Here is a 26,206-nt window from a genome sequence, read left to right as displayed (position 1 = left end):
GGAATATTTATGTATAACATTCAAGTCTATAATTCCATTGCAGACAAAGGGTTAGCCGTATTAAATGAGGATACTTATCAGGTAGGGGATGTAAATGATGCAGATGCTATTCTTCTTCGTAGTTACAAGCTAAATGATGAATCGATCTCTTCCTCTGTAAAAGCTGTTGCCAGATCAGGGGTAGGCGTGAATAATATTCCTGTAGATCAATTAACAGAAAGAGGCGTCGTAGTATTTAATACACCTGGTGCAAATGCAAACGCCGTAAAAGAGTTAGTATTGATGAGTTTAATTGCATCTTCAAGAAATTTGTTCTCTGCAGTTAGTTGGACACATGGCTTACAAGGGAATGGAAGTGAGGTTCCTAAACAGGTAGAAGAGGGGAAGAAAGGCTTTGTTGGTACAGAAGTTCAAGGGAAACGTTTAGGAATTATTGGTGTTGGAGCTATTGGCGCATTAGTAGCGAATGATGCATCCTCTCTAGGTATGGATGTTATGGCCTATGATCCATTTATTTCTGTTAACACAGCATGGCAGTTATCTGGTGATATAAAACGTGCCAATAGTCTAGAAGATATTTTCCAAACTTGCGATTATATCACCATGCATGTCCCGTTAACGGATGAGACAAAAGAAATGTTGAATGCAGATGCCTTTAGCAAAATGAAGCCAGGCATGAAAATATTAAACTTCTCTCGTGGCGAACTAGTTGAGGAGAACGATTTAAAGGATGCGATTGAAGACAATATTGTAGATAATTATATTACGGACTTCCCTAATGAGGAATTACTTCAAATGAAAAACGTAACGACTATACCTCATTTAGGAGCATCTACTTATGAATCTGAAGAGAACTGTGCTGTTATGGCTGCTGATCAAATCAAGCAATTTTTAGAAACTGGTAACATTCATAACTCGGTTAACTTCCCAAATGTACACATGCCGTTCAAAGGAAGAAAGCGTGTATCAATTGTCCATCAGAATATCCCGAACATGGTTGGACAAATTGCATCATTATTAGCAACACAGTCCATAAACATCGCGGACATGGTGAACCGTAGTAAAGATGAATGGGCCTATACGTTGATTGATTTAGACCAGGATATTTTAGAAAATAAAGAGTTGATTGATCTAGTGGAGAATATAGAAGGTGTTCTTCATGTAAGAGTCATATAAGAAAGAGGGAGTATATGATACAAGCTGTTGTATTCGATCTTGATGATACGTTGCTTTGGGATAAAAAGAGTGTGAAAGAAGCTTTTAAAGCTACCTGCCGTATGGCTGAAGCAAAATATAATGTTGATCCTGAAAAGTTAGAAGAAGTAGTACGAGAAGAAGCTAAGAAACTATATGCAACTTACGAGACGTACGAATTTACCAAAAACATTGGGATTAATCCATTTGAAGGCTTATGGGGAGACTTTTTAGATGATGACCATCATGAGCAATTTCAAAAGATGAAGGAAATTGTCCCTATCTATAGGAAAGAAGCTTGGAAAAGAGGCTTAAAACAATTAGGGGTTCAAGATGAAGCGTTTGGTGAAAAACTAGCTAAACAATTCCCGATCGAACGTAGAAAGAACCCATTTCTCTATGAAGAGTCATTACGAGTGTTAGAGCAATTAAAAGGTGAGTATAAACTTTTCCTTTTAACAAATGGTTCACCTGATCTACAAAATAATAAGTTAGATATGACACCAGAACTTGCTCCTTATTTTGATGACATTATCATCTCAGGTGCCTTTGGAAAAGGGAAGCCCGATCCCTCTATCTTCGAGCATGCATTAGAAAGAATGGGAATATCTAAAGATCAAGCCATTATGGTTGGAGACAATTTAAACACGGATATTCTTGGAGCAACACGGGTTGGTATGAAGTCAGTGTGGATTAATCGAGAGAATAAAGAAAAAATTGAAGTCGAACCAGACTATGAAATAGCACATCTAGAAGAACTGTTTCCCGTTTTAGATTCACTAAAAAAATAAAACAATAAAGAACCGCTCAACGTTTATCAGTAAAACGTTGAGCGGTTCTTTATATTTCCTGTATTAAGAGTTCGTTTTAATTTTGCCGCCCCATTTTTTGAATCCACCTTGAAGCTGGTTTATATCCTTATATCCTTTTTTGTGAAGGATATTCGCTGCGCGGGCAGCACGTGTGCCGTTTTGACAATAAAGGTAAACGGGTTTATCAGGACGTACTTCTTGAAGACGTTGCTTCAATTGCGTCACTGGAATGTTACGAGCACCTAGGATGTGTCCACCTTTGAATTCATTTGGTTCACGGACATCTATTAATTGAGCTTTACGATAACCCTGTTTGAATTCTTCTTCAGTAAGCGTTTTAAGATAGCGTCTTTGCATGACATATTTGAAGACAGCATATCCCAGAATCGCTACAATAGCAGCTAGTAAATACCACATATTTTCTCCCCCAATTCTCTCTCGTGTTCCTAGTCTATTATAGGTGTGTTTGAATAAAGTTTCAAAGACTTTTTCGTTTCTAAACGTTAGGTGTGTGTTGCAACTCGTTCTCCTACTTTAGTCATGTTTTTTGCCATGAATATTATAACGTTTATTCGATGGGTTTATCAAACCCTGTTTTTAAGCGATTGTTCGATACCCATGGAAATATGTAAAGTTTGGCAAATGACAAAAAAGTAGGTGAATCTAATATTAAACTCTATTTGCTTTTATATGCTTTGAATTTCTTCTTTTATTAGCCATTCTTAAGATTGACAAGTTGGTTGCTAGTTGTTCAAAACACAATATATAGTAAGTTTTTATTTTTTCGAGTACTATATATTGAAACTAGTTTTAAAGCTATGGTAAGTTATAGTTATCACGTTGACCGAATCAAAATCATAAAACTGCATCATAGATACGTCAACAAAAAGAATTTGATAGAGGAGAGATGAGCACATGCAGGCGGTAAAAGATGCGCTTAATAACATTAATGTGGAGCGGTTGAATGAGGATATTCGTTTATTCTCACAAGTCCATCCTATCACCCCAGATATGAACATAACTCACTCAGGTGTATCCCGGTTAGTCATGCTTGATCGATACGCATTTAAAGATACGGAAAAAATCACATTAACTCCTGGCGATTTTGTCGTTCTAACAATCAAAGAGGATCCAAAGTTTCCAGCTCGTGGTTTAGGAATCATTAAGTCCATTGATTGGGAAAATGCGAAAGCTGAAGTACATGTTGATTCTGAATTTGTACATGTATTGGATCAAGAGGAAGAAAGGGAAACAGGCATCATCTCCAGACCTCTAGACATTATAGATAAGCCTCTGGAAATTTATTACGAGCAAATCGCTCTTAGAAATGCTACGGGCCTTTCTTCAGTTGAAGAAACTGAAGAAAAGGAAAAAGAATGGCAAGAACACTTTTATCAAGAACTATCTAACCTAAACTTCATTCCTGCTGGACGCGTGCTATACGGAGCGGGGGCAAATACAGATGTAACCTACTTTAACTGCTACGTAATGCCATTCATTCAAGACTCACGCGAAGGCATCTCCGATCACAGAAAGCAAGTGATGGAAATCATGAGCCGTGGTGGAGGCGTTGGTACAAACGGATCAACACTTCGACCTCGTAACGCACTAGCAAGAGGAGTAAACGGAAAATCTTCCGGCTCAGTTTCTTGGCTAGATGATATAGCAAAGCTCACACACCTAGTTGAGCAAGGTGGATCGCGCCGTGGAGCGCAAATGATCATGCTAGCTGACTGGCATCCTGATATTATTGAATTTATTATTTCGAAAATGCAAAACCCAAGAATCCTACGCTTCCTCATCCAAAGCACAGAGGATGATGCGATTAAAAAACAAGCAGAAGCGAAATTGAAGTTCACTCCTCTATCAGAGTCGGAACGCGATATGTATCAAGGAATCGTGAATTATAAAAACATTGAAGGCCAAGGCGGCTTCACAAATAAAGTGATCGCTGATGCAGAAGAAAAGCTTCATGAAGGTGGTACGTATTCTGTACACAACTCAGAGTTTTTAACAGGAGCGAACATCTCTGTTTGCTTAACAAATGACTTCATGGAAGCAGTTGAAAATGACGGTGATTATGAGCTTCGTTTCCCAGATGTGGAACAATACAATGAAGCAGACATGAAAGCTTACAATGAAAACTGGCATAGTGTTGGAGATGTGCGTGAATGGGAAGAAATGGGCTACAAAATCCGTACTTATCGCCGCTTAAAAGCGAAGGAACTATGGAATCTGATTAATATTTGTGCAACGTATTCAGCAGAGCCAGGTATCTTTTTCATTGATAATGCAAATGAAAAAACAAACGCAACAAGTTATGGACAAAAGGTTGTCGCAACTAACCCATGTGGAGAACAACCACTTGCACCATACTCTGTCTGTAACTTAGCTGCTGTGAATCTTGCTTCAATGGCTGATCGTGAGTCTAAGACTGTAGACTTTGAAAAGCTAAAAAGCACAGTTCGTACAGGTGTAAGAATGCAGGATAATGTAATCGACGCCACACCTTATTTCTTAGAAGAAAATAAAAAGCAAGCACTTGGTGAACGCCGTGTAGGCTTAGGAGTAATGGGCTTGCATGATCTGCTCATCTATACAGAAACAGCATATGGTTCAGAAGAAGGGAACCAAGTAGTCGATCAGATTTTTGAAACAATCGCGACGACAGCTTATCGTGCTTCTATTGACCTTGCAAAAGAAAAGGGAAGCTTCCCATTCTTAGTAGGAAAAACAGATGAGGAAACACATGAACTTCGAACACGCTTTATTAACACAGGCTATATGAAGGATATGCCTGAAGATATTCGACAGGGCGTATTGGAGCATGGAATCCGAAACTCTCACCTGCTAACGGTAGCACCAACTGGCTCTACAGGAACTATGGTCGGCGTTGCAACGGGGCTTGAACCATACTTTTCCTTCTCTTACTTCAGAAGCGGTCGTCTAGGGAAGTTTATAGAAGTGAAGGCTGAAATCGTTCAAGAATTCTTAGACGAAAACCCAGACCAGGATCCGAACAACTTACCTGATTGGTTTGTAACAGCTATGGAGCTAGCTCCAGAGTCTCACGCGGATACACAATGTGTGATTCAACGTTGGGTAGACAGTTCAATTTCTAAGACCGTAAACGCACCAAAAGGTTATAGTGTAGAACAAGTAGAGAATGTTTATCAGCGTCTCTATCGCGGTGGTGCAAAAGGTGGTACGGTTTACGTTGATGGAAGCCGTGATGCACAAGTGTTAACACTGAAGGCTGAAGAAAATGGTGTGGAAGAACAACAAGAACTTTTTGAAGATGAAAAGCCAAAAGTGGTATTAATGGATACCGTTCATGAACTTGATAAAACCGATGTCACAATCGGTTCCGAAGTAGGAAACACTTGCCCAGTATGTCGTGAAGGTAAAATTCAAGACGTAGGTGGATGTAACACATGCACGAACTGTGGCGCTCAATTAAAATGTGGTTTATAAGAAAGAAAATGTCCAAGAGAAATCTTGGGCATTTTTTATTTATTATTGCTACTTAGGTTGCTTGCGCTTTTCTTCTAACATACATTACCAGCAAACACTCCTATAACTTGGTCATACTAAGCGCAAAAGGAGTGTTTGTGAATGAAGGCATTTGAGCCGAATTTAGTATATATTGAACCTCGTGCCATGGAATATCCTTTGGCACAGGAGTTATATGAACGTTTTCAAAACCAGGGAATCGAAATCCGTGAGACAACGTCACACAATCAAGTACGTGGCATCCCTGGAAACACAGAAATGCGACAGTATGCCAACGCGAAAAATACGTTAGTAATTGGTGTGCGTAAAACCCTGAAATTTGATACGTCAAAACCTTCTGCGGAATATGCAATCCCCCTTGCGACAGGGTGCATGGGTCACTGTCATTATTGCTACCTTCAAACGACACTAGGGAAAAAACCATATATCAGAACCTATGTGAATTTAGAAGAGATTTTCGATCAATCCGTTCAGTATATAAAAGAACGTGCTCCGGAACCAACTCGTTTTGAAGCGGCATGTACATCAGACATTGTAGGAATTGATCACATTACCCACTCTTTAAAAAAGACAATTGAATTTATGGGTGACCAAAAACATGGTCGATTGCGTTTTGTGACCAAATATCACCACGTGGATCATCTACTTGATGCTCAACATAATGGCCATACTCGCTTTCGTTTCAGCATCAATGCAGATTATGTGATCAAGCATTTTGAGCCAGGAACATCGCCTCTTAAAAAACGTCTGGAAGCTGCACGAAAAGTAGCTGATGCCGGGTATCCGTTAGGGTTTATCGTGGCTCCTATTTATATCTATGATGACAATTGGAAAGAAGGATACTATAACTTGTTCTCTAACCTTTATGAAGAAATGAAAGGGTCCTCCGTAGACGAAGAAGATCTAACCTTTGAATTAATTCAACATCGATTTACGAAACCGGCGAAAAAGGTAATCCTCCAACGTTATCCGAAGTCCAAGCTGGAAATGGATGAAGAAGAGCGTAAGTATCGAGGTGGCAAATATGGAATAGGGAAGTATGTCTATCCAAAGGAAACACAAGAGGATATGAAAGCAACCATGGAAGCTTATATAGGAGAATTTTTTCCGAATAGTAAGATCTCTTACTTTACGTAATCATCTTGTCAGCATTTCCAATCTAGTGTATCATTCTTTACAGTTAGAAATTTTGGTCGGCAGAATTGGAGGATTGTCATGCCAACACCAAGTATGGAAGATTACATCGAACAAATATACATGCTAATTGAAGATAAAGGATATGCTCGGGTGTCGGACATCGCAGAGAACCTTCAGGTACATCCTTCATCTGTAACGAAAATGGTACAAAAATTGGATCGCGATCAATATTTAAATTACGAGAAGTATCGAGGCTTAATCCTAACGGCTAAAGGCAAAAAAATCGGTAAACGTTTAGTTTATCGACATGAGCTACTCGAACAATTCTTAAACATAATTGGCGTAGACAAAGAAAACATTTACGAAGATGTTGAAGGCATTGAGCACCATTTAAGCTGGAATTCCATCGACCGCATTGGCGACCTTGTTCAGTTTTTCGAACAGAACGAAAACTGCGTAGAAGGTTTACGCAAAGTCCAACAAGCAAACGAAGAGCAAACGAAAGAATAACACTTGGCTATTGAGCCAAGTGTTTTTTATATTCTCTAAATCCAATCAAAATACCTTGTCCTTGTTCTACCTACTCAATTCCCACACTATAGATAAAAGTAAATGCCATTCATAATTGGGGGAGCTGCTTGTGAAAATTGATGGGGTTTTTTCGGGTGGTGGCGTAAAGGCAATTGCTTTTATTGGAGCACTTGAAGTGGTTGAAAAGAAAGGGTATCAGTTTGAACGAGTAGCTGGAACTTCTGCAGGTGCTATTATGGCTTCATTCATTGCAGCTGGATACAACAGTGATGAAATCCAAGAACTATTTGAAGAACTCCAATTAAATAAATTACTTGACCCTCCAAAACTTGTAGATTGGTTGCCTTTTACAAAATGGTTATCTCTCTATTTCCGTATGGGAATTTATAAAGGGAAGAAGCTAGAGGATTGGATCGAACAAAAGCTGAATCAAAAAGGTGTTCGCACATTTAGCGACCTTCCAAAAGATAGTTTAAAAGTTATCGTATCGGATTTGACGTTAGGGAGGTTAGTTGTGCTTCCAGATGATTTGAAGCGGTTGTATGGGCTTAAACCCAGGGAGTTTTCAGTAGCTAGAGCCGTAAGAATGAGCGCAGGGCTTCCGTACTTTTTTATACCGGAAAAAATTCAGGGAGAGAAAGAACGTCAAAAAAGCATTATTGTCGATGGTGGACTGCTAAGTAATTTTCCTATTTGGGTATTCACCTCAGATTTGGAAAGAAGAAAACGTCCGATTCTTGGCATGAAATTAAGTAATTCTGCAGACAACATCCCTCCTCGGGTCATCAAAAATGCAATCGACATGTTCCAGGCATTATTTATAACGATGAAACAAGCGCATGATGCACGTTACGTATCTAAGGCGGATGCAGTGGATATTATTTTTATTCCAGTTGAAAAAGTTGGGACAACAGATTTTGATATGAGTGAAAAGGATCGAGAAGGATTGATCAAGCTTGGAAGGGAGCATGCAGAAGAGTTTTTGAAAAAGTGGAAAGGATAAAAAATCGAGCCTCATAAAGAGGCTCGATTTTTCTTTTTGCTCTTGTTGCCCTCAATAACACGAAGTTGAGGTGAGTCTTTTTTAACCTGTTTTTGCTTAGCTGTAACCTTTGATTTAATGGTAGAAGGCTTCATCTTACTGGAAAACTTAGAAGACTGCGTTTGGCTATATTTCTTTTTAGACTGACGAACTGCTTGACGATAGCGTTTCATTTCATCTGAGTTTCCACCGTTTCGTCTAGAAAGAAAGAAGTAAACAGCACCTACAATAAGTACAGCAAAAGCAGCTCCAATAAGTAGTTCTGTAAACAAGCTTGTCGTATCTGTGAAAAGCTTATAGCCAAACCCAATAATACCTAACCCGACAATGGCATAAATAAGAGGCTTTGCCACTCTGTTAAACAACAGCATTTCCTCCCTTCAGCGTTTCCATCTCCTTAAGAGATTACCTTACTACCTTGTATACCACTTTTTCCTTCATTTTTATCATTTTCAAGCACTTTTTTGAAAGAATGTATGGCAACATCGACTTGATCGTCTTTTGGTTCCTTTGTTGTAAGCAGTTGTAACCATAGGCCAGGGTAACCAAGAACCTTAAGGAATGGTACGTTTCTCACTTTGTTTGTTAATTGTAAAACTTCAAAAGAAATCCCAATTACAAAAGGAAGTAGCAAGATGCGGTTCACCATTCTCCACCAAAGTGGGTCTATTGCTACAAACGGCAGTAAATAAATGAATAAACCGACAAATACAGTAAATAGAATGAAACTTGATCCACAGCGATAATGAAGACGAGAGTGTTTTTGAACATCTTCAACCGTTAAATCAGCGCCATTTTCATAAGCGTTAATCACTTTGTGCTCTGCTCCGTGATATTGGAATACCCGTCTAATGAGTGGGGTTAGCGATATAATATATATATATGCTAAAAGCAGCACAAATTTGATGAGACCTTCGAGTAAAACTTGGCCCGTTTTACCGGGAACGATAGGTTCAAAAAACGAAGCTACTAAAGCTGGGGTTAACGTGAAAATGAGTTTACCAAATAGAAATGATAAAACTCCGACAGCCCCAATTCCAATTACCATTGCGAGTTTAGATGTTTCTTCTTCACTTTGAATCTGATCATCATCTGCTGGGTCAACATCGTAGCGTTCACTTGAGAAGTTTAGGTGTTTGGTTCCGTTTGCACTTGCTTCTACAAGGGCTACTAACCCACGAAGAAAAGGGATCTTCTTTAAACGGTTTGCTATTTTAGATTGTTTCCGTTCTACTTCAAAATATTCAATGGAGTCATCTTTACGTCTTACAGCGGTCACATAACTTTTTTGCCCTGCAAACATAACTCCTTCAACGACAGCCTGACCACCATAGGCAGGTTGCTTGTGTTCGCTCATATTTTCCACCATCCTCGGATGTTCAATCTTTGATTTTCCTCTATTTTACTAGAAATAGCTCTCTTCCTCTAGTCCCTGGAGAGAAAAAGCATGGAATATCCCATTTTTGGCTATCCTAACAAACGGAGGTGACGGAAATGGAGCAAGAACAAAACAAAGGTGAAGAACAAAATAAAGAATTAGAACAAAATCAACAGGAACAGCCTGTACCTGTTTTCTCAAAAGCATTGGTGATTGGCTTTGTCGGAGGGATTCTATGGAGTTTTGTTGGATCCATTGCGTATGTGCTAAATTTTAGTTCAGTTTCGGCAGCGACATTTGTGTTACGATCCTGGATTCAAACAGACTGGACAAGTGGTTGGATAGGAGAATTCATTGGTATTTTAGCAGTTGGTCTACTTTCTTTAGGGACGGCTATTATCTACTTTTCCCTTTTAAAGAAAGCTAAGGGATTAGCACCTGCTATTTTATTTGGTGTAGCCTTATGGTTTTTAATTTTTTACTTATTTAATCCAGTATTTTCAGCTGTACCAGAATTCGACCAATTTGAGAGTGATACGATCGTTACAACATTATGTCTCTTTATATTATATGGAACATTTGTAGGGTATTCCATCTCGTATGAGTACTTGGAAAACAATCAATCCAGCCAAAACGCTCCCAACTAATCTCGATATTGTGTTATCCTAAAAAAGTGTCGGAAAATTCCCGCCTATTCACATAGAGGGAGATGAATTATGAAGAGATTATTACTATTAAATGGACCCAATTTGAACCTGTTAGGGACCCGAGAGCCTGGAGTTTACGGTCAAAAAACGTTGGCTGATATTGAACATGAAGTTGAGACAACACTTAAAGAGAATGGTTGGGAGTTTGATGCATTTCAATCAAATCATGAAGGTGACCTGATTGATGCCATTCATGAATCCCGATACGAGACAACGGGCATTATTTTTAATCCAGGAGCTTATACACATACGAGCATAGCGCTGCGAGATGCGATTGCGAGTATTGATGTTCCTGTGATTGAAGTACATATTTCCAATGTTCATAAACGAGAATCATTTCGCCATACGTCGCTGATTTCCCCTGTAACATGGGGACAAATCGTGGGTATGGGAACCGTTGGGTACACATTGGCAGCACAAGCCTTTATCGATCATTTTAGGGAGGAGAATGAGGATGGAGAAAGTAACGAAACTACGTAAGAGTTTAAAGGATCAAGATCTTGATGCTTTATTAATTACAAATGGAAAAAATCGTCGTTACATGACAGAGTTTACAGGAACAGCAGGGGTTGTTCTCATTACACAAGAGGACGCGCTATTTATTACGGATTTCCGTTATATGGAACAAGCGAATGAGGAAGCAAAAGGCTTTGACATCGTGCAGCACACAACTCCGATTCATGAGGAAGTGGCAAGCCAGGCGAAGCGTCTTGGTGTAAAGCGCCTCGGTTTTGAGAAGCAAGATGTTACATTCGGTTTATATGAAACGTATAACCAAGTTGTTGAGGCAGAGCTTGTCCCAACGTCAGGAATCGTTGAAAAATTACGCTTGATTAAAAATGATGATGAGATTAAGATATTAAAGGAAGCAACTGAGATTGCGGATGCGGCATTTGACCATATCCTTTCTTACATAAAGCCAGGTGTAAAAGAAATCGATGTGTCTAATGAGTTAGAATTTTTCATGAGAAAGCAAGGAGCAACTTCTTCATCTTTTGATATTATTGTAGCTTCAGGCTATCGCGCTGCGCTTCCACATGGCGTTGCATCTGATAAAACAATCCAATCTGGTGAGCTCGTAACACTGGATTTTGGTGCTCTTTACAAAGGGTATTGCTCAGACATTACACGTACAGTTGCAGTTGGGGAGATTAGCGATGAACTTCGTGAAATCTACGACACCGTTTTAGCAGCTCAAGAACGTGGAATGAAAGGATTGAAAGCTGGTATTACAGCAAAAGAAGCTGATGATTTAACCCGTGATTATATTAAGGAAAAAGGATATGGCGAATACTTTGGCCATTCGACTGGTCACGGAATTGGACTTGATGTTCACGAAGGACCTGCGTTATCTTTCCGCTCCCAACAAACATTAGAGTCTGGGATGGTTGTAACGGTAGAGCCAGGTATTTATGTACCTAATGTAGGTGGCTGTCGTATTGAAGATGATACCGTTGTAACAGAAAACGGGAATGAGCGCTTAAGTCACTCTACAAAAGAGCTCATTACTTTATAAAAGCGCGTTAAGAAGGAGGAAATAAAATGGTTTCAGTAAACGATTTTAAAACAGGATTAACAATTGAAGTAGACAATGGAATTTGGCAAGTTATAGACTTCCAACACGTAAAACCAGGTAAAGGCGCTGCGTTCGTGCGTTCTAAACTTCGTAACTTACGCACAGGTGCGATCCAGGAAAAAACATTCCGTGCTGGTGAGAAAGTGAACAAAGCTCACATTGAAAACCGCAAAATGCAGTACCTTTATGCAGCAGATAATGTACATGCGTTCATGGACCATGACACATATGAGCAGGTTGAACTTCAAACAGACCAGATCGAAAACGAATTGAATTACCTGAAAGAAAACATGGAAATCCAAATTCAGTTCTACGAGGGTGAAACAATCGGTGTTGAACTTCCAAACAACGTTGAGCTACAAGTAACGGAAACTGAACCAGGTATCAAAGGTGACACAGCAAGCGGTGGTACAAAACCAGCAACGCTTGAAACAGGCCTTATCGTACAAGTTCCTTTCTTCATTAACGAAGGAGACGTACTTGTGATCAGCACAGCTGACGGTAAATATGTGTCTCGTTCTAACAACTAAATTTGATTTTGCTGACTGCCTCAAGCGAATGCTTGGGGCAGTTTTTTGTTTGGGATCCGAGCGAAAGCCTCGTCAACCCGAGGGAAAACAGCATCAACCCGAGCGAAAGCAACCCCATCCAAGAATAAGCCCTCAGTCTCCCCAACACCCTAAGTCCCCACCCAAAAATCAATCTCCCAAAAACTCTATCACAGAATCCTAAATCGGTCATAATCTGGTCAAGCTCGCATAGATTTACAGTAAAAGCTAGGTAGACTGTGAGGGTTTAGTATGGATGAAATTCTAAGAATTCTACCACCGCATATAGAAGATGAAATCCGAAAGATTCCAGACACGGATCTCATTCAACTTCAAGAAATTCGCTATCGCATCAATCGTCCCTTAGAACTTATTTTTGATCATAAGTATGAATGCTTAACGCATGTTATCCCAACTGCTCAAGATGGTCAGTTTTTGCTAAACAAGCTAGGTGATCATTCCATCTATAGATTAGAGGACGAGCTTCGAGAAGGATATATCACGATAGCTGGCGGACATCGCGTTGGGCTTTCTGGAAAAGTGAACACAGACCAAGGAACCGTCAAAGCAATCCGTCACATCTCTTCTTACAACATACGAATAGCAAAAGAAAAAATAGGCGTCGCTACATCATTAGTAGAACAACTTTACCAAAACGACGATTATCAAAACACACTCATAATCGGACCACCTCAAACAGGGAAGACGACTCTCCTTAGGGATATGGCTCGCATAATGAGCCAAGGGGACCAAAACCATCCATCTAAAAAAGTCGCTATTATTGATGAACGTTCCGAGATCGCGGGGTGCATAAAAGGTGTACCGCAGCATCAAGTAGGCATGAGGACAGATGTTATGGATGCTTGTCCTAAAGCAGAAGGCATGATGATGATGATTCGCTCCATGTCCCCCGAGATTTTAATCGTAGATGAAATCGGAAGTGAAGCGGATGTAAAAGCCATTATGGAAGCTGTCTATGCCGGGGTTACCATCATATCGACAGTACATGGTGATCGTTATGAGGCTATCAAGCAACGCCCTTCCTTAGCCAAACTCTTTCATCAAAAGGTTTTCAAAAGGCTCGTCGTACTGGAACGAACCTCAACCCCAGGAGCTGTTCAGTCACTATTAGACGGGGATGGCCAAATACTTCAATCGAAAAAGAGGTGCGTAACCTATGAAGTGGATCGGAGCTCTTCTCCTACTTTGCGCTACAACGTGGGGAGGATATGAATTCGCCCGAAAATTAAACAACCGCCCGAAACAAATTCGTGAGTTAAAAAATGCATTACAAGTCTTAGAAGCTGAAATTTTATTTGGCCAAGCACCGATAAAGGAAGCTTGTGAAAAGGTAGCAAATCAGGTGCCAGCACCCTTATCTTGGTTCTTTAAAGAATTCAGTGAGCAACTTGGCCATTGTGGATCATCCCTTTACGAAGTTTGGGAGGATCGCCTTCAACAGTATTGGCCGATGAGTGCTTTGGGTGATGGAGAGAAGGAAGTCATGAGGCAATTTGGTCAGACGCTAGGCCAGCATGACTTCACCGGACAGCAAAAGCATATCCGCCTTGCCCTATCACACCTTGAAAGAGAACTTGAAGATGCACTAGAACAACAACAACGTTATAGCAAAATGGTGAAGAGTTTAGGTTTTCTTACGGGATTATTGCTTATATTGCTTTTTATCTAATGGTGAAAGGAGAACACGGAATGTTAGGTGATGCATATATCTTATTTCAAATTGCAGGCATTGGAATCGTCGTAGCTATGATCCATACAGTGTTAAAACAAATGGGGAAAGAAGACATTGCGCATTGGGCGACACTAGTTGGGTTTATCCTGGTTCTATTTATTGTCATGAACGGACTACAGGATCTATTCCAACAGATTAAATCAGTCTTTTTATTTCAAGGTTAGGGAGGGATAGAGATGGAAATATTCCAGATCGTCTCCTTTGCCCTGGTGGCGAGCTTGCTCGTGATCATTTTGAAAGATCAAAAGTCTTCCATTGCCTTCTTTATCATTTTATTTACCGGGATCGTCATTTTCCTTGTTCTCATTCAGCAAATTGCTCAAGTGTTTACCCTTCTTGAATACATTGCACAACGAGCAAATGTAAATGGCATGTATGTAGAAACCATCTTAAAAATTATCGGGATTGCCTATATCGCTGAATTTGGAGCTCAGATCACTAGGGATGCGGGATTAGGATCCATAGCATCCAAAATCGAACTCGCAGGAAAAGTGCTCATCCTTGTTTTAGCCGTACCGATTTTAACAGCTGTAATCGAAACCATTCTTGGATTTATACCAGCGTAGTTTAAGAAGAAAGGAGCTCCGGATGCATGAAACGAATGCTTAAAGTTCTTGTTATGGCACTAATCGTATTGATATACACGATCTCTCATGTTGGACAGGTTCATGCACAAACATCTGGGGCAAAAGGGACAAGCACTCCTTTAAAAGATATATCTTTTACGGAAATTAATCAGTACTGGAATAAAGTTGTAGATGAATACGGTGGCTATCTTCCTGAAGTAAGAAAAGGGAGCTTTATGGAATTCGTGGAGCATTCAGACTCTGTTTCAATCAAATCATGGATCATGGGATTGGGCAAATATCTATTATATGAATTTATTATGAATGGAAAGCTGTTAGGCACGCTAATGTTTCTTACATTATTCTGTATGATTCTCCAATCGTTACAAAATGCCTTTGAAAATCAGGCGATTAGTAAAGTTGCCTATGCTGTTGTTTATCTCGTTCTAATCGTGATTGCACTCAACAGTTTTCATCTAGCGGTTTCCTATGCAAAAGATGCCGTAGAAATGATGAGTTCCTTCATGATTGCCTTGCTTCCATTAATGCTTGGCCTAATGGCTACTTTCGGTAACTTAATGTCGGTATCATTTTTTCATCCTGTCATTGTCTTCTTAATTCACACGAGTGGATTACTCGTTTCAAATATTATCTTTCCTTTGTTCTTTTTGTCAGCACTGCTTTCGATTGTGAGTTCCATTAATGATCAATATAAAGTGACACAGCTAGCACAATTGCTAAGAAATGCTGGACTTGGGCTCATAGGTGTTTTTCTCACTATTTTCCTTGGAGTCATTTCCGTTCAGGGAGCTTCCTCGGCCATTGCTGATGGAGTAGCTATGAAAACCGCAAAGTTCGTAACAGGAAACTTTGTACCAGTAGTGGGGCGAATGTTTACAGATGCAACGGATACCGTGTTAAGCGCATCGCTACTATTAAAAAATACAGTGGGAATTGTCGGCGTTATTATTATTTTAGCCTTAGCGTTATTCCCAGCTATTAAAGTTTTAGCGGTAGCGATTATATATAAATTTGCAGCAGCTATTTTACAACCTATTGGAGGTGGGGCCGTCATTCAATCGATGGAGACGATTAGTAGGCACATTTTGTTAGTGTTTGCTGCGCTCCTAGTTGTCACGTTTATGTTTTTCTTAGCCATAGTTATTTTGGTGGCAGCAAGTAATGTCACGATGATGATTCGATAGGAGGGAGTTGGAATGAGCTACATAACAGAATGGGTTACCCAAATCATATTATTTTTACTACTAGCACTCATCATAGATTTGATCCTCCCAACTTCGTCCTTACGCAAGTACATCAAACTGGTGGTTGGATTGTTGTTAATTCTTATCTTTTTACAACCAATCTTTCATCTATTTGAAGTTGATGTGGACACGTTTTTTGCCCAAGAAATGTCCAAATGGAACGATCAAGCACAAGTCGAAACGATGGAAAATTTAATAGAAGATAAGAAAAAAGAAATACAAGCCTCCCAACGTGCATATATTTTAGAACAGATGGCTGTCCAATTGAAAAAACAGGCGAAGGAGGAGTTGTTGAGTGAGTATGGTGTAGAGATTCAAAACTTTTCCTTCCAATTCCAGGATGAACAAAACATGAGCTTAGACACCTTGAAACAATTGACGGTGGTTTTGTCAGAATCAGAAAAGGCATCGAATTCTTCTTCATCTGTAGAGGAGGTGGTGATTGATTTAGATCAGCCACCGAAAGAAGATGAAGAGAATTCAAAAGCAAAACAAAAGATTAAAACCTTTTTAGCTTCTACCTGGCAACTCCCTGAAGAACAGCTAATTATACAGTGGGAAGGAGGGGTTAAATGAAGAACAATCCATTGGACAAAGTTGCTTCTATGCTAAAACTAAAATCCGAGGATGGCAAAAAGCCTACCAAAATGGCTTATGTATTACTCGTTGCCCTATTCGGTTTGCTCATTCTCATCGTAAGTGACTTTTTCACAAAAGAATCTACGCAAAGTGAGGGCTTCACACCACAAGAGCAAAATCCTCCTGCTGAACAAGAGCAAGAAACATTCCTTCAAAAGGATAAAGCAGTGGATGATGCGATTATGGCTGAAGTTGAAACACACTATGAGAAAGAATTAAGTAAGTTGCTCGAGAGGATCAAAGGGGTTTCAGAAGTTGATGTTATGGTCAACCTGGAATCTACTGAAATCAAAGTCTATGAAAAAAATACAACCATGGGAAAACAAATTACAGATGAAACAGATAAAAATGGTGGGGAGCGAAAGATTGAGGACCTCACAAAAGACCAGCAAGTTGTACTAACCCGAAAAGGTGACCAGGAAGTCCCTCTACTCATTCAAACGAAGAAGCCAAAGGTTAGCGGGGTGCTTGTGGTAGCTAAAGGGGTTGATCATATGGAAGTAAAGAAATGGGTCATGGAAGCAGTATCAAAAGGGTTGGATGTACCAACTCATAGAATTTCGGTAATGCCGAAAAAATAAGGAGGAAATTTAAATGATGTTGAAAAAACAAACGGTATGGTTGCTTACAATGCTTAGTTTAATGATTGTGTTGAGTGTGTATTACATGACTTCACCAGATGAAGGGGAAGTTGCTTTCGTTGATGAGAATGAACAGAATCAAGCTGAAAATGTAAACTCAAATACGGACAATGGAACAATGACGAATGGGTCTGTTGATTCAGAAGGAAAACAAGAAGTAACGTCTAGCCTTACTTCAGATCAGTGGTTTACGGCTGCACGTTTAACAATTGAACAGCATCGTTCAGAACGTAAAGAGTACCTTCAAGAAGTGATGGCTTCAGGAGATGTATCGGCTGAGGAAGTAAATAATGCCATGAACGAAATTAATCAACTACAAGAATATAGCAATAAAGAAACACTTTTAGAGCAAACCATTGCAGCTAAAGCGGAATATCGAGATGTACTAGTAAGGGCTGAAGATGGTCAAGTTCGCGTAACGGTTAAAGCGGATGAGCTTTCTAAGGCAGACACAGTCGAAATTATGCAACTCGTGTACAATGAGTTTGGTGAAACAAATGTGATGGTTAACTTCCAACCATAAGAGGGAAATCAATAGAAATAAAATTAAAATCCTACCACGCTTTAAAGGTGGTAGGATTTTTTGTGTATTTATTAAATTCTACTTCTTCTAAAGATTTTCCCTAACATTCTTGGTAAAAAGGATACAATACCAAAAACTTTACGTAGCAGTCTTGAAATAAGTCCCATGTTAGTTGCCTCCTTGTTGTCCTTTTTATCTTAAAATATTTGTATAGAACTAGCGTTTAGCGATTTGTTTTGTTCAATTACCTTTGCTTTACTTTTCATATCACAAAGTATGATTTGTTAAACTCGATAGAGAATAAGAAGGAGAATAGAACTAGAATACCGAATTGATTAAAGTAAACGATTTCTAGTAGGTTGAAGTTTTTCATACCTTTATCGTAAAATGTTAAGAGGAGTTATTAGTACCAGTTATCAAAAAAGCATGTTCTATATAGAAAGGGTGCACACATTATGTTAAAAGTACAAGAAATTCGTGAACTCATTAAACTAATTGATGAATCTTCAATTGATGAGTTTACATATGAAAGCAACGGAACGACGGTTTCTATGAAAAAGCAAGGTGGAGAAGTTGTTCAACGTCCAGTAGTTGAAGCTCAACCAGTTGAACAGCCAAAACCACAACCGGAACAACCGAAAGCACCTGCTCAAGAGCCAGCTAAGGCTGAAGCACCAAAAGAAGAGTCAAAAGCTGAAGAAGCAGCGAAGGATTATGACCATGAAATTGTATCTCCAATGGTAGGTACATTCTATGAAGCATCTTCTCCAGAAGCTGATCCTTTTGTAAAAGTAGGGGACAAGGTAACAAGCGATTCGGTCGTTTGTATTGTAGAAGCCATGAAACTATTCAATGAAATTGAAGCAGAAGTAAGTGGAGAAATTGTTGAAATCTTAGTCGATAATGGGGAACTAGTTGAGTATGGTCAACCATTATTCCGAGTGAAGTCCGTGTAAGGGGTTGAAAACGTGATCAAGAAACTCTTAATTGCAAACCGAGGCGAGATTGCGGTCCGTATCATTCGCGCATGTAAAGAATTAGGGATCGAAACTGTCGCTGTTTATTCTGAAGCCGATAAAGAATCATTACACGTAAAATTAGCAGATGAAGCATACTGTATTGGTCCAAAATCAAGCAGTGAAAGCTACTTGAATTTTACGAACATTATGAGTGTAGCAACATTAACAGAAACTGATGCAATCCATCCTGGATATGGATTCCTTTCAGAAAATCCGGATTTTGCTGAGATCTGTGAAGAGTGCAATATTACGTTTGTTGGACCATCTGCTCATGCGATCCGTAAAATGGGAACAAAGGATGTTGCTCGTGATACGATGGAGGAAGCTGGAGTTCCAATTGTTCCAGGTTCTGATGGATTAATTGAAAGCGAAGATGATGCGAAAAGAATCGCTGAATCAATTGGGTATCCTGTCATTATCAAAGCAACAGCTGGTGGTGGCGGTAAAGGAATCCGTGTCGCTAGAACGGAAGAAGATTTAATTAAAGGCATTCGTGTTACACAAAAAGAAGCAGAAACAGCTTTCGGTAACCCAGGTGTTTATCTAGAGAAATTTATTGAAGATTTCAGACACGTGGAAATCCAAATTCTTGCTGATAACCATGGCAATGCGATTCACTTAGGTGAGCGTGATTGTTCTATACAACGTCGTTTACAGAAGTTAATTGAGGAAACACCATCTCCAGCCATTGACTCTGAACTACGTGAAGAGATGGGGCAAGCAGCTGTTAAAGCAGCTCAAGCAGTAAATTACTCTGGAGCCGGTACAGTCGAATTCATTTTCGATAAGAAACAGCGTAGATTCTACTTTATGGAAATGAATACTCGTATTCAGGTTGAACACCCTGTAACTGAAATGGTAACGGGCGTAGATCTCATTAAAGAAATGGTTCGAATTGCAAACAATGAAAAACTATCCTTCACACAAGATGAAATTAAGTTTGAAGGATGGTCTATTGAATGTCGTATTAACGCAGAGAATCCTAGTAAGAACTTCATGCCAACTCCAGGCCGTGTTGAAATGTACTTACCACCAGGTGGGTTTGGTGTACGAGTAGATTCTGCTGCATATCCAGGTTGGATGATTCCTCCTTATTATGATTCTATGGTGGCAAAACTCATTACGTATGGAAATACACGTGAAGAAGCGATGGATCGTATGAAACGAGCTCTTGATGAGTTTGTTATCGAAGGTCCAGGGGTTCATACTACAATTCCGTTTCACCGCAAGATGATGGAACATGAAGTATTTAGAAGTGGTGATTTTAACACGAATTTCCTCGATAATTATACTATAATGAAAGAGGAAGACTAAAAGGGAGTGACCGTCATGAGTGAAAATCATTTATTAAGTGTTGGTGAAGGGTCAAACTTAGGTGAAGTTGAGATTGCTCCGGAAGTGATTGAAGTCATCGCAGGTATTGCTGCTTCCGAAGTTGCCGGCGTCGCTGAAATGCGTGGAAACTTCGCAACAGGTGTAGCCGAGCGCTTAGGTAAGAAAAACCACGGTAAAGGTGTAAAGGTTGAATTAGCTGAAGATGGCATCGTCCTTGATATCTATGTCGTGATGGACTTTGGTATTTCCATTCCAAAAACAGCTCAAAAAATTCAAGATAATACACGTCAAGCCCTTAAGAATATGACTGCTCTTGAGATTAAAGAGATTAATGTTCATATTGTTGGGGTTCAAATGGATAAAGAAGAGGAAGAAGAAGAACTGCCAGAAGAATAATGAAGCCTATATTTAAGACCATAAAAGGGAATACTTTTATGGTCTTTTTATTCTATAGGAGGTTATGTCTAGCTCCAGCGCCCAGCAACGAATGGACTTGGGCCCACACGACGTGGGTCAGATGGACGTTGTCACAGGACGTGACGAACATAGTCGGTCATACTTCCTCCGTACGATAAGTCAACATCGATTCACTTCGTTCATCGTGTTTCCTTTACACGTTTAAGACATGAAATTTTAACAAAGAAGGAACTCGGCGTAGTTAAAATTTCTAGGTGAAAGTACCACGGCAACTAAGCTTCTGTCTGCGCCTGTTGGCTTGACAATCAGCAAGTTTGGTTAATCGTACTACGGGCTCAGTCCAGTCCCTTCGTTGCTAAACGGGCGCTTGCGCTTTTCCATATCATTTTTTCCTTAACTTTCTTTACAGATTCGCTTATAATAGAAATTTGCTTTGATAACATGTTTTACGTATTAAAATCGATGTATTTATACCTAGAACGTGTTATGATTCTAACGGAATGAAACGTACAGGGTACGATGAATAAAGGAGAATGGAAAATGAATCGTCACACAGCAAGAGAGAAAGCTTTTCAGGCAATTTTTCAAATGGATATCAATGAAATGACTGCAGAGGAAGCGATTCAAAATGTAACAGAGGACGAGCCTGTTCATGATACATTTTTGAATCAACTTGTGATAGGTGTTGTAGACAATCGTGATGCCATTGATCAAAAGATTTCAGATCACCTTGAAAAATGGTCTTTCGAACGAATTGCTTCTGTAGAAAAAACATTGCTACGATTAGCTACGTATGAATTAACCTATGAGGAAGAAATTCCAGAAAAGGTTACGTTAAACGAAGCCATCGAGTTAGCCAAGGCATTCGGGGATGACAAGTCTGGAAGCTTTATTAATGGAGTTCTTAAAAAAATGCTTAAATAATGAAAAGGGGAGAGGAGTAAAATGTCAGCAGAAATCATCTATGGTCGTGAACTTTCGAACAACATCCGAGAACGTATGACAGATGAAGTTGCAGAGTTAAAGAAGCTTGATGTAATACCTCAATTAACGGTTGTAATTGTAGGAAATGATCCAGCTTCTCTTTCCTATGTAAGAGGGAAAGAAAAAGCGTCTAACAGTATTGGCATGGACTCTAACTTAATTGAACTACCTGAGAATACAACCCAGGAGAAATTATTGGAATTAATTCATGAATTAAATGTTGATCCATCCATTCATGGTATTCTGGTGCAATTACCTCTTCCTGACCACATAAATGAAGATGTGGTTATCGAGACAATTACCCCAGAAAAAGATGTGGACGGCTTCCACCCAGTAAATATTGGACGTATGATGGCAGAGAAGGACACATTTCTACCATGTACCCCACTCGGCATTTTAACGATGTTGAAAGAGAAAAATATTAAAATCGAAGGTAAACATGCCGTTGTGCTAGGCCGTAGTCGTATCGTTGGTAAACCAATTGGCCAAATCTTGTTAAATGAAAACGCTACTGTGACGTATTGTCATTCTCGAACGCACAATCTCAAAGAAATGACAAAACAAGCAGATATTTTAATTGTGGCTGTTGGGAAGCCTGGTTTTGTTACAGGCGACTACGTAAAAGAAGGTGCAACCGTTATTGATGTTGGAATCAACCGCATTGAAGATGGATCTCTTACTGGAGATGTAGATTTTGAATCAGCTAAGGAGCGTGCGGCATACATAACTCCAGTTCCTAGAGGTGTTGGGCCAATGACGATTACCATGCTTTTACAAAACACAATTAAAGCAGCTAGACAGCTTAATGAAATCTCACAAAGGAGTTCATAACGGTGCAAGACCGATATTTAACTGTTTCAGCTTTAACTAAATACATTAAACGAAAATTTGAGAGTGATCCTCATTTAAAAGAAGTATTTCTTAGAGGGGAAATATCGAATTTTAAGCATCATAGCCGTGGTCATATGTATCTAACAATCAAAGATGATAAGTCACGAGTCAATGCTGTTATGTTTGCAGGCTACAATCGTTATATGAAGTTCACACCTGAGAACGGAATGAATGTGTTAATTCGCGGTGAAATCGGGGTCTATGAACCTCATGGTCAATACCAGCTTTATATACATCAAATGGAACCAGACGGGCTTGGAGCTCTTTATTTAGCATATGAAGAACTGAAGAAAAAGCTAACGACTGAGGGATTATTTGATGATCATCTGAAGAAGCCACTACCATCTTACCCTCGTTCTATCGCCGTTTTAACCTCTCCAACTGGAGCAGCTGTTCGTGATATTTTAACAACGATTGATCGACGCTATCCAAATGTACGTGTAACCGTGTTCCCTGTTCTCGTTCAGGGTCAAAACGCTAAGACATCGATCGTTCAGGCCATTGAAAAAGTGAATGAACTAAACGATTACGATGTTATGATCGTTGGACGTGGAGGTGGCTCAATTGAAGAGCTTTGGGCGTTTAACGAAGAAGTTGTAGCAAGAGCCATTGCTGCATCTGATATCCCTATTATTTCTGCGGTCGGACACGAAACAGACTTCACAATTAGTGATTTTGTAGCTGACTATAGAGCACCAACCCCAACAGGTGCTGCAGAAGTAGCCGTACCATCTCAGGCTGAAGTTGCAGAACGGATTCAAAACCTAAGACGTCGTGTACAAAACGTTATGGATGTTCAGATGAACCAGGCTAAAGAAAAACTGGCTCAAAAACAAAAATCATACGCTTTTCGTTATCCTGAACAACTGATGCGTCAAAAAGAACAAGAGCTTGATCGGATGTATGACCAATTACAAAAAGCTTCTGTTCAATTTATGAATCAAAACCAGAATGATTTAACGAACATACAAAAACGTTTGCAACAACAACACCCTGAAAAATCTTTACGATTGGCAAAACAGGAGCTAGTTCAAACAACGAAACGAATGAATCGTGCCATGCAGCAAGAAACGAAATCAAAAATGCAAACGTATCATGAACTGATTAGTAAATTGACATTGTTAAATCCATTGGAAACGATAAAACGTGGCTATGCGATTCCTTATTCTGAGCAAGGAACAGTCGTAAAATCCATTCGTGATGTTCAACCTGGTGATCCAATGCAGGTGAAAGTACAAGATGGTGTTTTAGATTGCCAAGTTTGGGGAATGGAAGAGGAGGATCAAAATGAGTGATAAAGAAGTCCAACAGGAAGAACTCAGTTTTGAAGAAGCAATGAAACAATTAGAAGAACTAGTAGATAAGCTTGAAGAGGGAGATGTACCTCTTGAAAAGGCAATTACTTATTATCAAGAAGGCATGAAGCTTTCGAAAATGTGTAATGATAAATTAATGCATGTGGAAAAACAAATGAAACAAATCATGAACGAACAAGGTGAATTTGAGTCTTTCTCTGTCCAGGGGGAAGAAGATAGTGACTAATACGTTAACGGATTATATCAGTGGTTACATGGACACGATTAATCAACAGTTAGAACAATTCGTCTACTCGCTACAAGTGCCTGAGCGCTTACGAGATTCGATGTTGTATTCCATTCAGGCAGGCGGAAAACGAATTCGCCCCATTTTACTTCTCATGGCTTGTGAAGCTTATGGAGGATCGCCTAACCGTGCCCTACCAGTAGGCTGTGCTGTAGAGATGGTACATACCTATTCGCTTATTCATGATGATTTGCCGGCTATGGATAATGATGATATCCGAAGAGGTATGCCAACTAATCATAAAAAATTTGATGATGCAACAGCTATTTTAGCAGGTGACGGTTTACTAACAGCTTCTTTTTTCGCTATTACGAATCATGACCTTTTGCAAGATGAAGAGAAAGTCTATCTTAGTAGGGAGCTTTCCAAGGCAAGTGGAGCAGAAGGTATGGTAGCTGGTCAAATGCTTGATATGGAAGCAGAAAACCAAGAATTGACTGTTGCAAAGCTTGAAGAGATCCATAAGCACAAAACAGGCGAGTTACTTCGTTTTTCAGCGGTTGCTGGAGCTTACGTTGGTGGAGCGAATCAAAGTCAATTACAATCCATTGAAAAATATGCAAGACATCTTGGCTTACTTTTTCAGGTACAGGATGACATTTTAGATGTAATTGGCGATGAAGAAGAGATGGGGAAACCTGTTGGTAGTGATGAAAACAATTCTAAAAGTACGTATCCTCAGCTTTTAGGGCTTCAAGGTGCCATTGATAAAAGGGACTACTATGCTAGTCAAGCAAAAGAAGCTTTGAAGGAAGCAGGCGTCGATAGTACGCTTTTAGAGGAATTTATTGACTACATTCAGCATCGAAAGAAATAATTGTTATTAGCTGTGGATTGAGGATGTCAGACGAATATGATATATTAGTAATATAAACAGGATGGTGCAGTATTCTAGTCGGCCCTCCGTTTCTGAAGGCGGGCCTAAAAATCCGCCAAAGGGCACATCGATGAAGTTCCTTGTGTTGGCTTGAGGCGCCCAGCCTTGGGTCGATGCTGGGAGTTAAGGTCGCAGGGCGATCCACAAAGGCATGTGGGCGTTGACCCTGCTTCCGCGGAGGCCCATATTTGTAGGAGGCTGTTCTCAAACGTCTGCTATGAAATGGGGTATGAACCTGTGAGATCGCTTTTGGGAAGATTAATCGGTCCACAGCGTAGCCTGCCTTGAGTGGCTCTGAGGGGATTATGGCTTTTAGGTGTTAGAGTAGATGGCCACTACAACGACACTTACCCGACCATATGAAATCAGCGCTGCAAAAGAGGCTAAGAAACGGCCAAAGGCTGCCGAGGAAATCTCCTAGACTGTTCGCATGGACACCTAAGAGGGATTATAGTGCGGACTAAGTGGCAATCCAGTCTAGTAACCGGTGACGGTGCTAAGGCAGATTTGAAGGGGAACCGCTGTCGTGGCAACACGCAGTATCTGCTTGGGAAAACCTACTGGACCTAAGCCGCAGTTTTTATCTTTTAGGTGACCATCCTGCTCGATACATAAACTATGATTGATATATATAGAGGTAATCCATGAAGACACAATTACAAAAGTCACTAAAATTTAGCTTGGGTATCGCCGTTATCACGTTCGTGTTAGCGGCTATTTTTTCAGTTATTTCTACATTTATATTAAATGATGTTTTCTATCTGGTTGGTATTATAATCGTATTTACGATTGTAATCATAGGGGTGCTTTTTGATATGCTTGGAATTGCAGCCACGGCGGCTGATGAAGTACCATTTCACGCCATGGCAGCAGAAAAAGTAAACGGTTCCAAAGAAGCTATTATTATTGTGCGCAATGCTGATCGATTTGCAAGTTTTTGTAATGACGTAATCGGGGATATAGCTGGTGTTATTAGTGGTACAGCTGCAGCCATTGTTGTTCTACGTATAGCACAGATTTTTGGACAATCAGATGGAAGCACTCTTCAGTTTGTCATTTCCGTTATTTTCACAAGTATTGTTGCTGCAGTCACAGTTGGAGGGAAAGCAATGGGGAAATACTTTGCTGTCCACTCTTCGACTGATATTATATTCTTCGCAGCACGTATTATTGCCCTTATTGAGAGAAAGCTTAATATTAATTTATTACCGAGGGAGAAGAAAACCTCCAGAAATTGATAATGAAGGCGAGTGATC

At 39.8% G+C, this 26,206-nt stretch carries 30 protein-coding genes; 27 read left to right on the top strand and 3 right to left on the bottom strand.

The window, feature by feature from the left end:
- Nucleotides 1–9: 9 nt before the first annotated feature.
- The gene (locus tag GS400_RS13265) at nucleotides 10–1,176 is read left to right on the top strand and encodes a phosphoglycerate dehydrogenase (RefSeq protein ID WP_160102514.1); all 1,167 of its coding nucleotides are present in this window, start codon (nucleotides 10–12) and stop codon (nucleotides 1,174–1,176) included.
- A 14-nt stretch (nucleotides 1,177–1,190) separates the two neighbouring features.
- A complete protein-coding gene (locus GS400_RS13260; protein ID WP_160102512.1) occupies nucleotides 1,191–1,985 on the top strand; it encodes an HAD family hydrolase in 795 nt (264 codons plus the stop codon).
- Between the two features lie 63 nt (nucleotides 1,986–2,048).
- On the opposite strand, the gene GS400_RS13255 is transcribed toward GS400_RS13260, so the two are convergent.
- On the bottom strand, nucleotides 2,049–2,423 hold the full coding sequence (locus GS400_RS13255; RefSeq protein WP_160102510.1) for a rhodanese-like domain-containing protein: 375 nt from the start codon (nucleotides 2,421–2,423) through the stop codon (nucleotides 2,049–2,051).
- A gap of 498 nt (nucleotides 2,424–2,921) precedes the next feature.
- Here GS400_RS13255 and GS400_RS13250 point away from each other — a divergent pair, with 498 nt between their 5' ends.
- The 4 genes from GS400_RS13250 to GS400_RS13235 all read left to right on the top strand — a co-directional run bounded on the left by GS400_RS13250 (nucleotide 2,922) and on the right by GS400_RS13235 (nucleotide 8,190).
- Nucleotides 2,922–5,480, top strand: a complete 2,559-nt coding sequence (locus GS400_RS13250; protein WP_160102508.1) for a vitamin B12-dependent ribonucleotide reductase — start codon at nucleotides 2,922–2,924, stop codon at nucleotides 5,478–5,480.
- Nucleotides 5,481–5,621: 141 nt separating this feature from the next.
- Nucleotides 5,622–6,656, top strand: coding sequence for a spore photoproduct lyase (gene splB, locus GS400_RS13245; protein WP_160102506.1), 1,035 nt, complete (start codon nucleotides 5,622–5,624; stop codon nucleotides 6,654–6,656).
- Nucleotides 6,657–6,734: 78 nt separating this feature from the next.
- Nucleotides 6,735–7,166, top strand: a complete 432-nt coding sequence (gene mntR / locus GS400_RS13240) for a transcriptional regulator MntR (RefSeq protein ID WP_160102504.1) — start codon at nucleotides 6,735–6,737, stop codon at nucleotides 7,164–7,166.
- A gap of 130 nt (nucleotides 7,167–7,296) precedes the next feature.
- Nucleotides 7,297–8,190, top strand: coding sequence for a patatin-like phospholipase family protein (locus tag GS400_RS13235; RefSeq protein WP_160102502.1), 894 nt, complete (start codon nucleotides 7,297–7,299; stop codon nucleotides 8,188–8,190).
- Between the two features lie 11 nt (nucleotides 8,191–8,201).
- Here GS400_RS13235 and GS400_RS13230 read toward each other — a convergent pair whose 3' ends face one another.
- On the bottom strand, nucleotides 8,202–8,600 hold the full coding sequence (locus tag GS400_RS13230; protein WP_160102500.1) for an SA1362 family protein: 399 nt from the start codon (nucleotides 8,598–8,600) through the stop codon (nucleotides 8,202–8,204).
- 26 nt (nucleotides 8,601–8,626) lie between these two features.
- Nucleotides 8,627–9,586, bottom strand: coding sequence for a DUF1385 domain-containing protein (locus GS400_RS13225; RefSeq protein WP_160102498.1), 960 nt, complete (start codon nucleotides 9,584–9,586; stop codon nucleotides 8,627–8,629).
- A gap of 137 nt (nucleotides 9,587–9,723) precedes the next feature.
- Here GS400_RS13225 and GS400_RS13220 point away from each other — a divergent pair, with 137 nt between their 5' ends.
- The 21 genes from GS400_RS13220 (at nucleotide 9,724) to GS400_RS13120 (ending at nucleotide 26,188) form a co-directional block, all read left to right on the top strand.
- Nucleotides 9,724–10,254 (top strand): YqhR family membrane protein, encoded by a 531-nt coding sequence (locus GS400_RS13220; protein WP_160102496.1) that lies wholly within the window; start codon nucleotides 9,724–9,726, stop codon nucleotides 10,252–10,254.
- A gap of 69 nt (nucleotides 10,255–10,323) precedes the next feature.
- Nucleotides 10,324–10,794 (top strand): type II 3-dehydroquinate dehydratase, encoded by a 471-nt coding sequence (gene aroQ / locus GS400_RS13215; protein WP_160102494.1) that lies wholly within the window; start codon nucleotides 10,324–10,326, stop codon nucleotides 10,792–10,794.
- On the top strand, nucleotides 10,769–11,830 hold the full coding sequence (locus GS400_RS13210) for a M24 family metallopeptidase (RefSeq protein ID WP_160102492.1): 1,062 nt from the start codon (nucleotides 10,769–10,771) through the stop codon (nucleotides 11,828–11,830). Before aroQ ends, GS400_RS13210 begins: the two co-directional genes overlap by 26 nt.
- A 26-nt stretch (nucleotides 11,831–11,856) precedes the next feature.
- Nucleotides 11,857–12,420 carry an elongation factor P gene (efp, locus tag GS400_RS13205; RefSeq protein WP_160102490.1) on the top strand — a complete coding sequence of 188 codons (564 nt, stop codon included), beginning with the start codon at nucleotides 11,857–11,859 and terminating at the stop codon, nucleotides 12,418–12,420.
- 270 nt (nucleotides 12,421–12,690) lie between these two features.
- Nucleotides 12,691–13,671, top strand: coding sequence for a stage III sporulation protein AA (gene spoIIIAA / locus GS400_RS13200; RefSeq protein ID WP_160102488.1), 981 nt, complete (start codon nucleotides 12,691–12,693; stop codon nucleotides 13,669–13,671).
- Nucleotides 13,616–14,128: a stage III sporulation protein SpoIIIAB gene (gene spoIIIAB, locus GS400_RS13195; RefSeq protein WP_160102486.1), complete on the top strand. Its 513-nt coding sequence runs from the start codon at nucleotides 13,616–13,618 to the stop codon at nucleotides 14,126–14,128. Before spoIIIAA ends, spoIIIAB begins: the two co-directional genes overlap by 56 nt.
- Nucleotides 14,129–14,148: 20 nt before the next feature.
- Entirely contained in the window at nucleotides 14,149–14,355 is a 207-nt protein-coding gene (gene spoIIIAC / locus GS400_RS13190) for a stage III sporulation protein AC (RefSeq protein WP_027448563.1), read from the top strand.
- 6 nt (nucleotides 14,356–14,361) lie between these two features.
- Nucleotides 14,362–14,757, top strand: a complete 396-nt coding sequence (gene spoIIIAD, locus GS400_RS13185) for a stage III sporulation protein AD (protein WP_027448562.1) — start codon at nucleotides 14,362–14,364, stop codon at nucleotides 14,755–14,757.
- Nucleotides 14,758–14,783: 26 nt separating this feature from the next.
- Complete coding sequence (spoIIIAE, locus tag GS400_RS13180; protein ID WP_160102484.1) at nucleotides 14,784–15,962, top strand: stage III sporulation protein AE; 1,179 nt, start codon at nucleotides 14,784–14,786, stop codon at nucleotides 15,960–15,962.
- 12 nt (nucleotides 15,963–15,974) lie between these two features.
- Nucleotides 15,975–16,598 carry a stage III sporulation protein AF gene (spoIIIAF, locus tag GS400_RS13175; protein ID WP_160102482.1) on the top strand — a complete coding sequence of 208 codons (624 nt, stop codon included), beginning with the start codon at nucleotides 15,975–15,977 and terminating at the stop codon, nucleotides 16,596–16,598.
- Complete coding sequence (gene spoIIIAG / locus GS400_RS13170) at nucleotides 16,595–17,242, top strand: stage III sporulation protein AG (protein WP_236560936.1); 648 nt, start codon at nucleotides 16,595–16,597, stop codon at nucleotides 17,240–17,242. Before spoIIIAF ends, spoIIIAG begins: the two co-directional genes overlap by 4 nt.
- 13 nt (nucleotides 17,243–17,255) lie before the next feature.
- Entirely contained in the window at nucleotides 17,256–17,825 is a 570-nt protein-coding gene (locus GS400_RS13165; protein WP_236560933.1) for a SpoIIIAH-like family protein, read from the top strand.
- A gap of 455 nt (nucleotides 17,826–18,280) precedes the next feature.
- Nucleotides 18,281–18,781, top strand: a complete 501-nt coding sequence (gene accB / locus GS400_RS13160) for an acetyl-CoA carboxylase biotin carboxyl carrier protein (RefSeq protein ID WP_160102480.1) — start codon at nucleotides 18,281–18,283, stop codon at nucleotides 18,779–18,781.
- Nucleotides 18,782–18,793: 12 nt separating this feature from the next.
- Entirely contained in the window at nucleotides 18,794–20,158 is a 1,365-nt protein-coding gene (accC, locus tag GS400_RS13155; protein WP_160102478.1) for an acetyl-CoA carboxylase biotin carboxylase subunit, read from the top strand.
- Nucleotides 20,159–20,173: 15 nt separating this feature from the next.
- Nucleotides 20,174–20,575 carry an Asp23/Gls24 family envelope stress response protein gene (locus GS400_RS13150; protein ID WP_160102476.1) on the top strand — a complete coding sequence of 134 codons (402 nt, stop codon included), beginning with the start codon at nucleotides 20,174–20,176 and terminating at the stop codon, nucleotides 20,573–20,575.
- Nucleotides 20,576–21,136: 561 nt separating this feature from the next.
- Nucleotides 21,137–21,520, top strand: coding sequence for a transcription antitermination factor NusB (gene nusB, locus GS400_RS13145; RefSeq protein WP_160102474.1), 384 nt, complete (start codon nucleotides 21,137–21,139; stop codon nucleotides 21,518–21,520).
- Between the two features lie 21 nt (nucleotides 21,521–21,541).
- On the top strand, nucleotides 21,542–22,411 hold the full coding sequence (gene folD / locus GS400_RS13140) for a bifunctional methylenetetrahydrofolate dehydrogenase/methenyltetrahydrofolate cyclohydrolase FolD (RefSeq protein WP_160102472.1): 870 nt from the start codon (nucleotides 21,542–21,544) through the stop codon (nucleotides 22,409–22,411).
- Nucleotides 22,412–22,413: 2 nt separating this feature from the next.
- A complete protein-coding gene (gene xseA / locus GS400_RS13135; RefSeq protein WP_160102470.1) occupies nucleotides 22,414–23,766 on the top strand; it encodes an exodeoxyribonuclease VII large subunit in 1,353 nt (450 codons plus the stop codon).
- A complete protein-coding gene (locus GS400_RS13130) occupies nucleotides 23,759–24,013 on the top strand; it encodes an exodeoxyribonuclease VII small subunit (protein WP_027448551.1) in 255 nt (84 codons plus the stop codon). The genes xseA and GS400_RS13130 overlap by 8 nt, the downstream gene beginning before the upstream one ends.
- Complete coding sequence (locus tag GS400_RS13125; protein ID WP_236560931.1) at nucleotides 24,006–24,890, top strand: polyprenyl synthetase family protein; 885 nt, start codon at nucleotides 24,006–24,008, stop codon at nucleotides 24,888–24,890. The genes GS400_RS13130 and GS400_RS13125 overlap by 8 nt, the downstream gene beginning before the upstream one ends.
- Nucleotides 24,891–25,594: 704 nt before the next feature.
- Nucleotides 25,595–26,188: a hypothetical protein gene (locus GS400_RS13120; RefSeq protein ID WP_160102468.1), complete on the top strand. Its 594-nt coding sequence runs from the start codon at nucleotides 25,595–25,597 to the stop codon at nucleotides 26,186–26,188.
- Nucleotides 26,189–26,206: the final 18 nt, after the last annotated feature.

The sequence above is a fragment of the Pontibacillus sp. HMF3514 genome, from assembly GCF_009858175.1.
Classification (GTDB): domain Bacteria; phylum Bacillota; class Bacilli; order Bacillales; family BH030062; genus Pontibacillus.
The sequence above is the reverse complement of the archived record's forward strand: the minus strand, read 5'-3'. Positions and strand labels throughout refer to the sequence as shown.

Bases quoted from the DNA above. Each gene is read 5' to 3' on its own strand.
- GS400_RS13265 (WP_160102514.1), top strand. From the start codon at position 10: ATGTATAACATTCAAGTCTATAATTCCATTGCAGACAAAGGGTTAGCC.
- GS400_RS13260 (WP_160102512.1), top strand. From the start codon at position 1,191: ATGATACAAGCTGTTGTATTCGATCTTGATGATACGTTGCTTTGGGAT.
- GS400_RS13255 (WP_160102510.1), bottom strand. From the start codon at position 2,423: ATGTGGTATTTACTAGCTGCTATTGTAGCGATTCTGGGATATGCTGTC.
- GS400_RS13250 (WP_160102508.1), top strand. From the start codon at position 2,922: ATGCAGGCGGTAAAAGATGCGCTTAATAACATTAATGTGGAGCGGTTG.
- splB (WP_160102506.1), top strand. From the start codon at position 5,622: ATGAAGGCATTTGAGCCGAATTTAGTATATATTGAACCTCGTGCCATG.
- mntR (WP_160102504.1), top strand. From the start codon at position 6,735: ATGCCAACACCAAGTATGGAAGATTACATCGAACAAATATACATGCTA.
- GS400_RS13230 (WP_160102500.1), bottom strand. From the start codon at position 8,600: ATGCTGTTGTTTAACAGAGTGGCAAAGCCTCTTATTTATGCCATTGTC.
- GS400_RS13225 (WP_160102498.1), bottom strand. From the start codon at position 9,586: ATGAGCGAACACAAGCAACCTGCCTATGGTGGTCAGGCTGTCGTTGAA.
- GS400_RS13220 (WP_160102496.1), top strand. From the start codon at position 9,724: ATGGAGCAAGAACAAAACAAAGGTGAAGAACAAAATAAAGAATTAGAA.
- aroQ (WP_160102494.1), top strand. From the start codon at position 10,324: ATGAAGAGATTATTACTATTAAATGGACCCAATTTGAACCTGTTAGGG.
- GS400_RS13210 (WP_160102492.1), top strand. From the start codon at position 10,769: ATGGAGAAAGTAACGAAACTACGTAAGAGTTTAAAGGATCAAGATCTT.
- efp (WP_160102490.1), top strand. From the start codon at position 11,857: ATGGTTTCAGTAAACGATTTTAAAACAGGATTAACAATTGAAGTAGAC.
- spoIIIAA (WP_160102488.1), top strand. From the start codon at position 12,691: ATGGATGAAATTCTAAGAATTCTACCACCGCATATAGAAGATGAAATC.
- spoIIIAB (WP_160102486.1), top strand. From the start codon at position 13,616: ATGAAGTGGATCGGAGCTCTTCTCCTACTTTGCGCTACAACGTGGGGA.
- spoIIIAC (WP_027448563.1), top strand. From the start codon at position 14,149: ATGTTAGGTGATGCATATATCTTATTTCAAATTGCAGGCATTGGAATC.
- spoIIIAE (WP_160102484.1), top strand. From the start codon at position 14,784: ATGAAACGAATGCTTAAAGTTCTTGTTATGGCACTAATCGTATTGATA.
- spoIIIAF (WP_160102482.1), top strand. From the start codon at position 15,975: ATGAGCTACATAACAGAATGGGTTACCCAAATCATATTATTTTTACTA.
- spoIIIAG (WP_236560936.1), top strand. From the start codon at position 16,595: ATGAAGAACAATCCATTGGACAAAGTTGCTTCTATGCTAAAACTAAAA.
- GS400_RS13165 (WP_236560933.1), top strand. From the start codon at position 17,256: ATGATGTTGAAAAAACAAACGGTATGGTTGCTTACAATGCTTAGTTTA.
- accB (WP_160102480.1), top strand. From the start codon at position 18,281: ATGTTAAAAGTACAAGAAATTCGTGAACTCATTAAACTAATTGATGAA.
- GS400_RS13150 (WP_160102476.1), top strand. From the start codon at position 20,174: ATGAGTGAAAATCATTTATTAAGTGTTGGTGAAGGGTCAAACTTAGGT.
- nusB (WP_160102474.1), top strand. From the start codon at position 21,137: ATGAATCGTCACACAGCAAGAGAGAAAGCTTTTCAGGCAATTTTTCAA.
- folD (WP_160102472.1), top strand. From the start codon at position 21,542: ATGTCAGCAGAAATCATCTATGGTCGTGAACTTTCGAACAACATCCGA.
- GS400_RS13130 (WP_027448551.1), top strand. From the start codon at position 23,759: ATGAGTGATAAAGAAGTCCAACAGGAAGAACTCAGTTTTGAAGAAGCA.
- GS400_RS13120 (WP_160102468.1), top strand. From the start codon at position 25,595: ATGAAGACACAATTACAAAAGTCACTAAAATTTAGCTTGGGTATCGCC.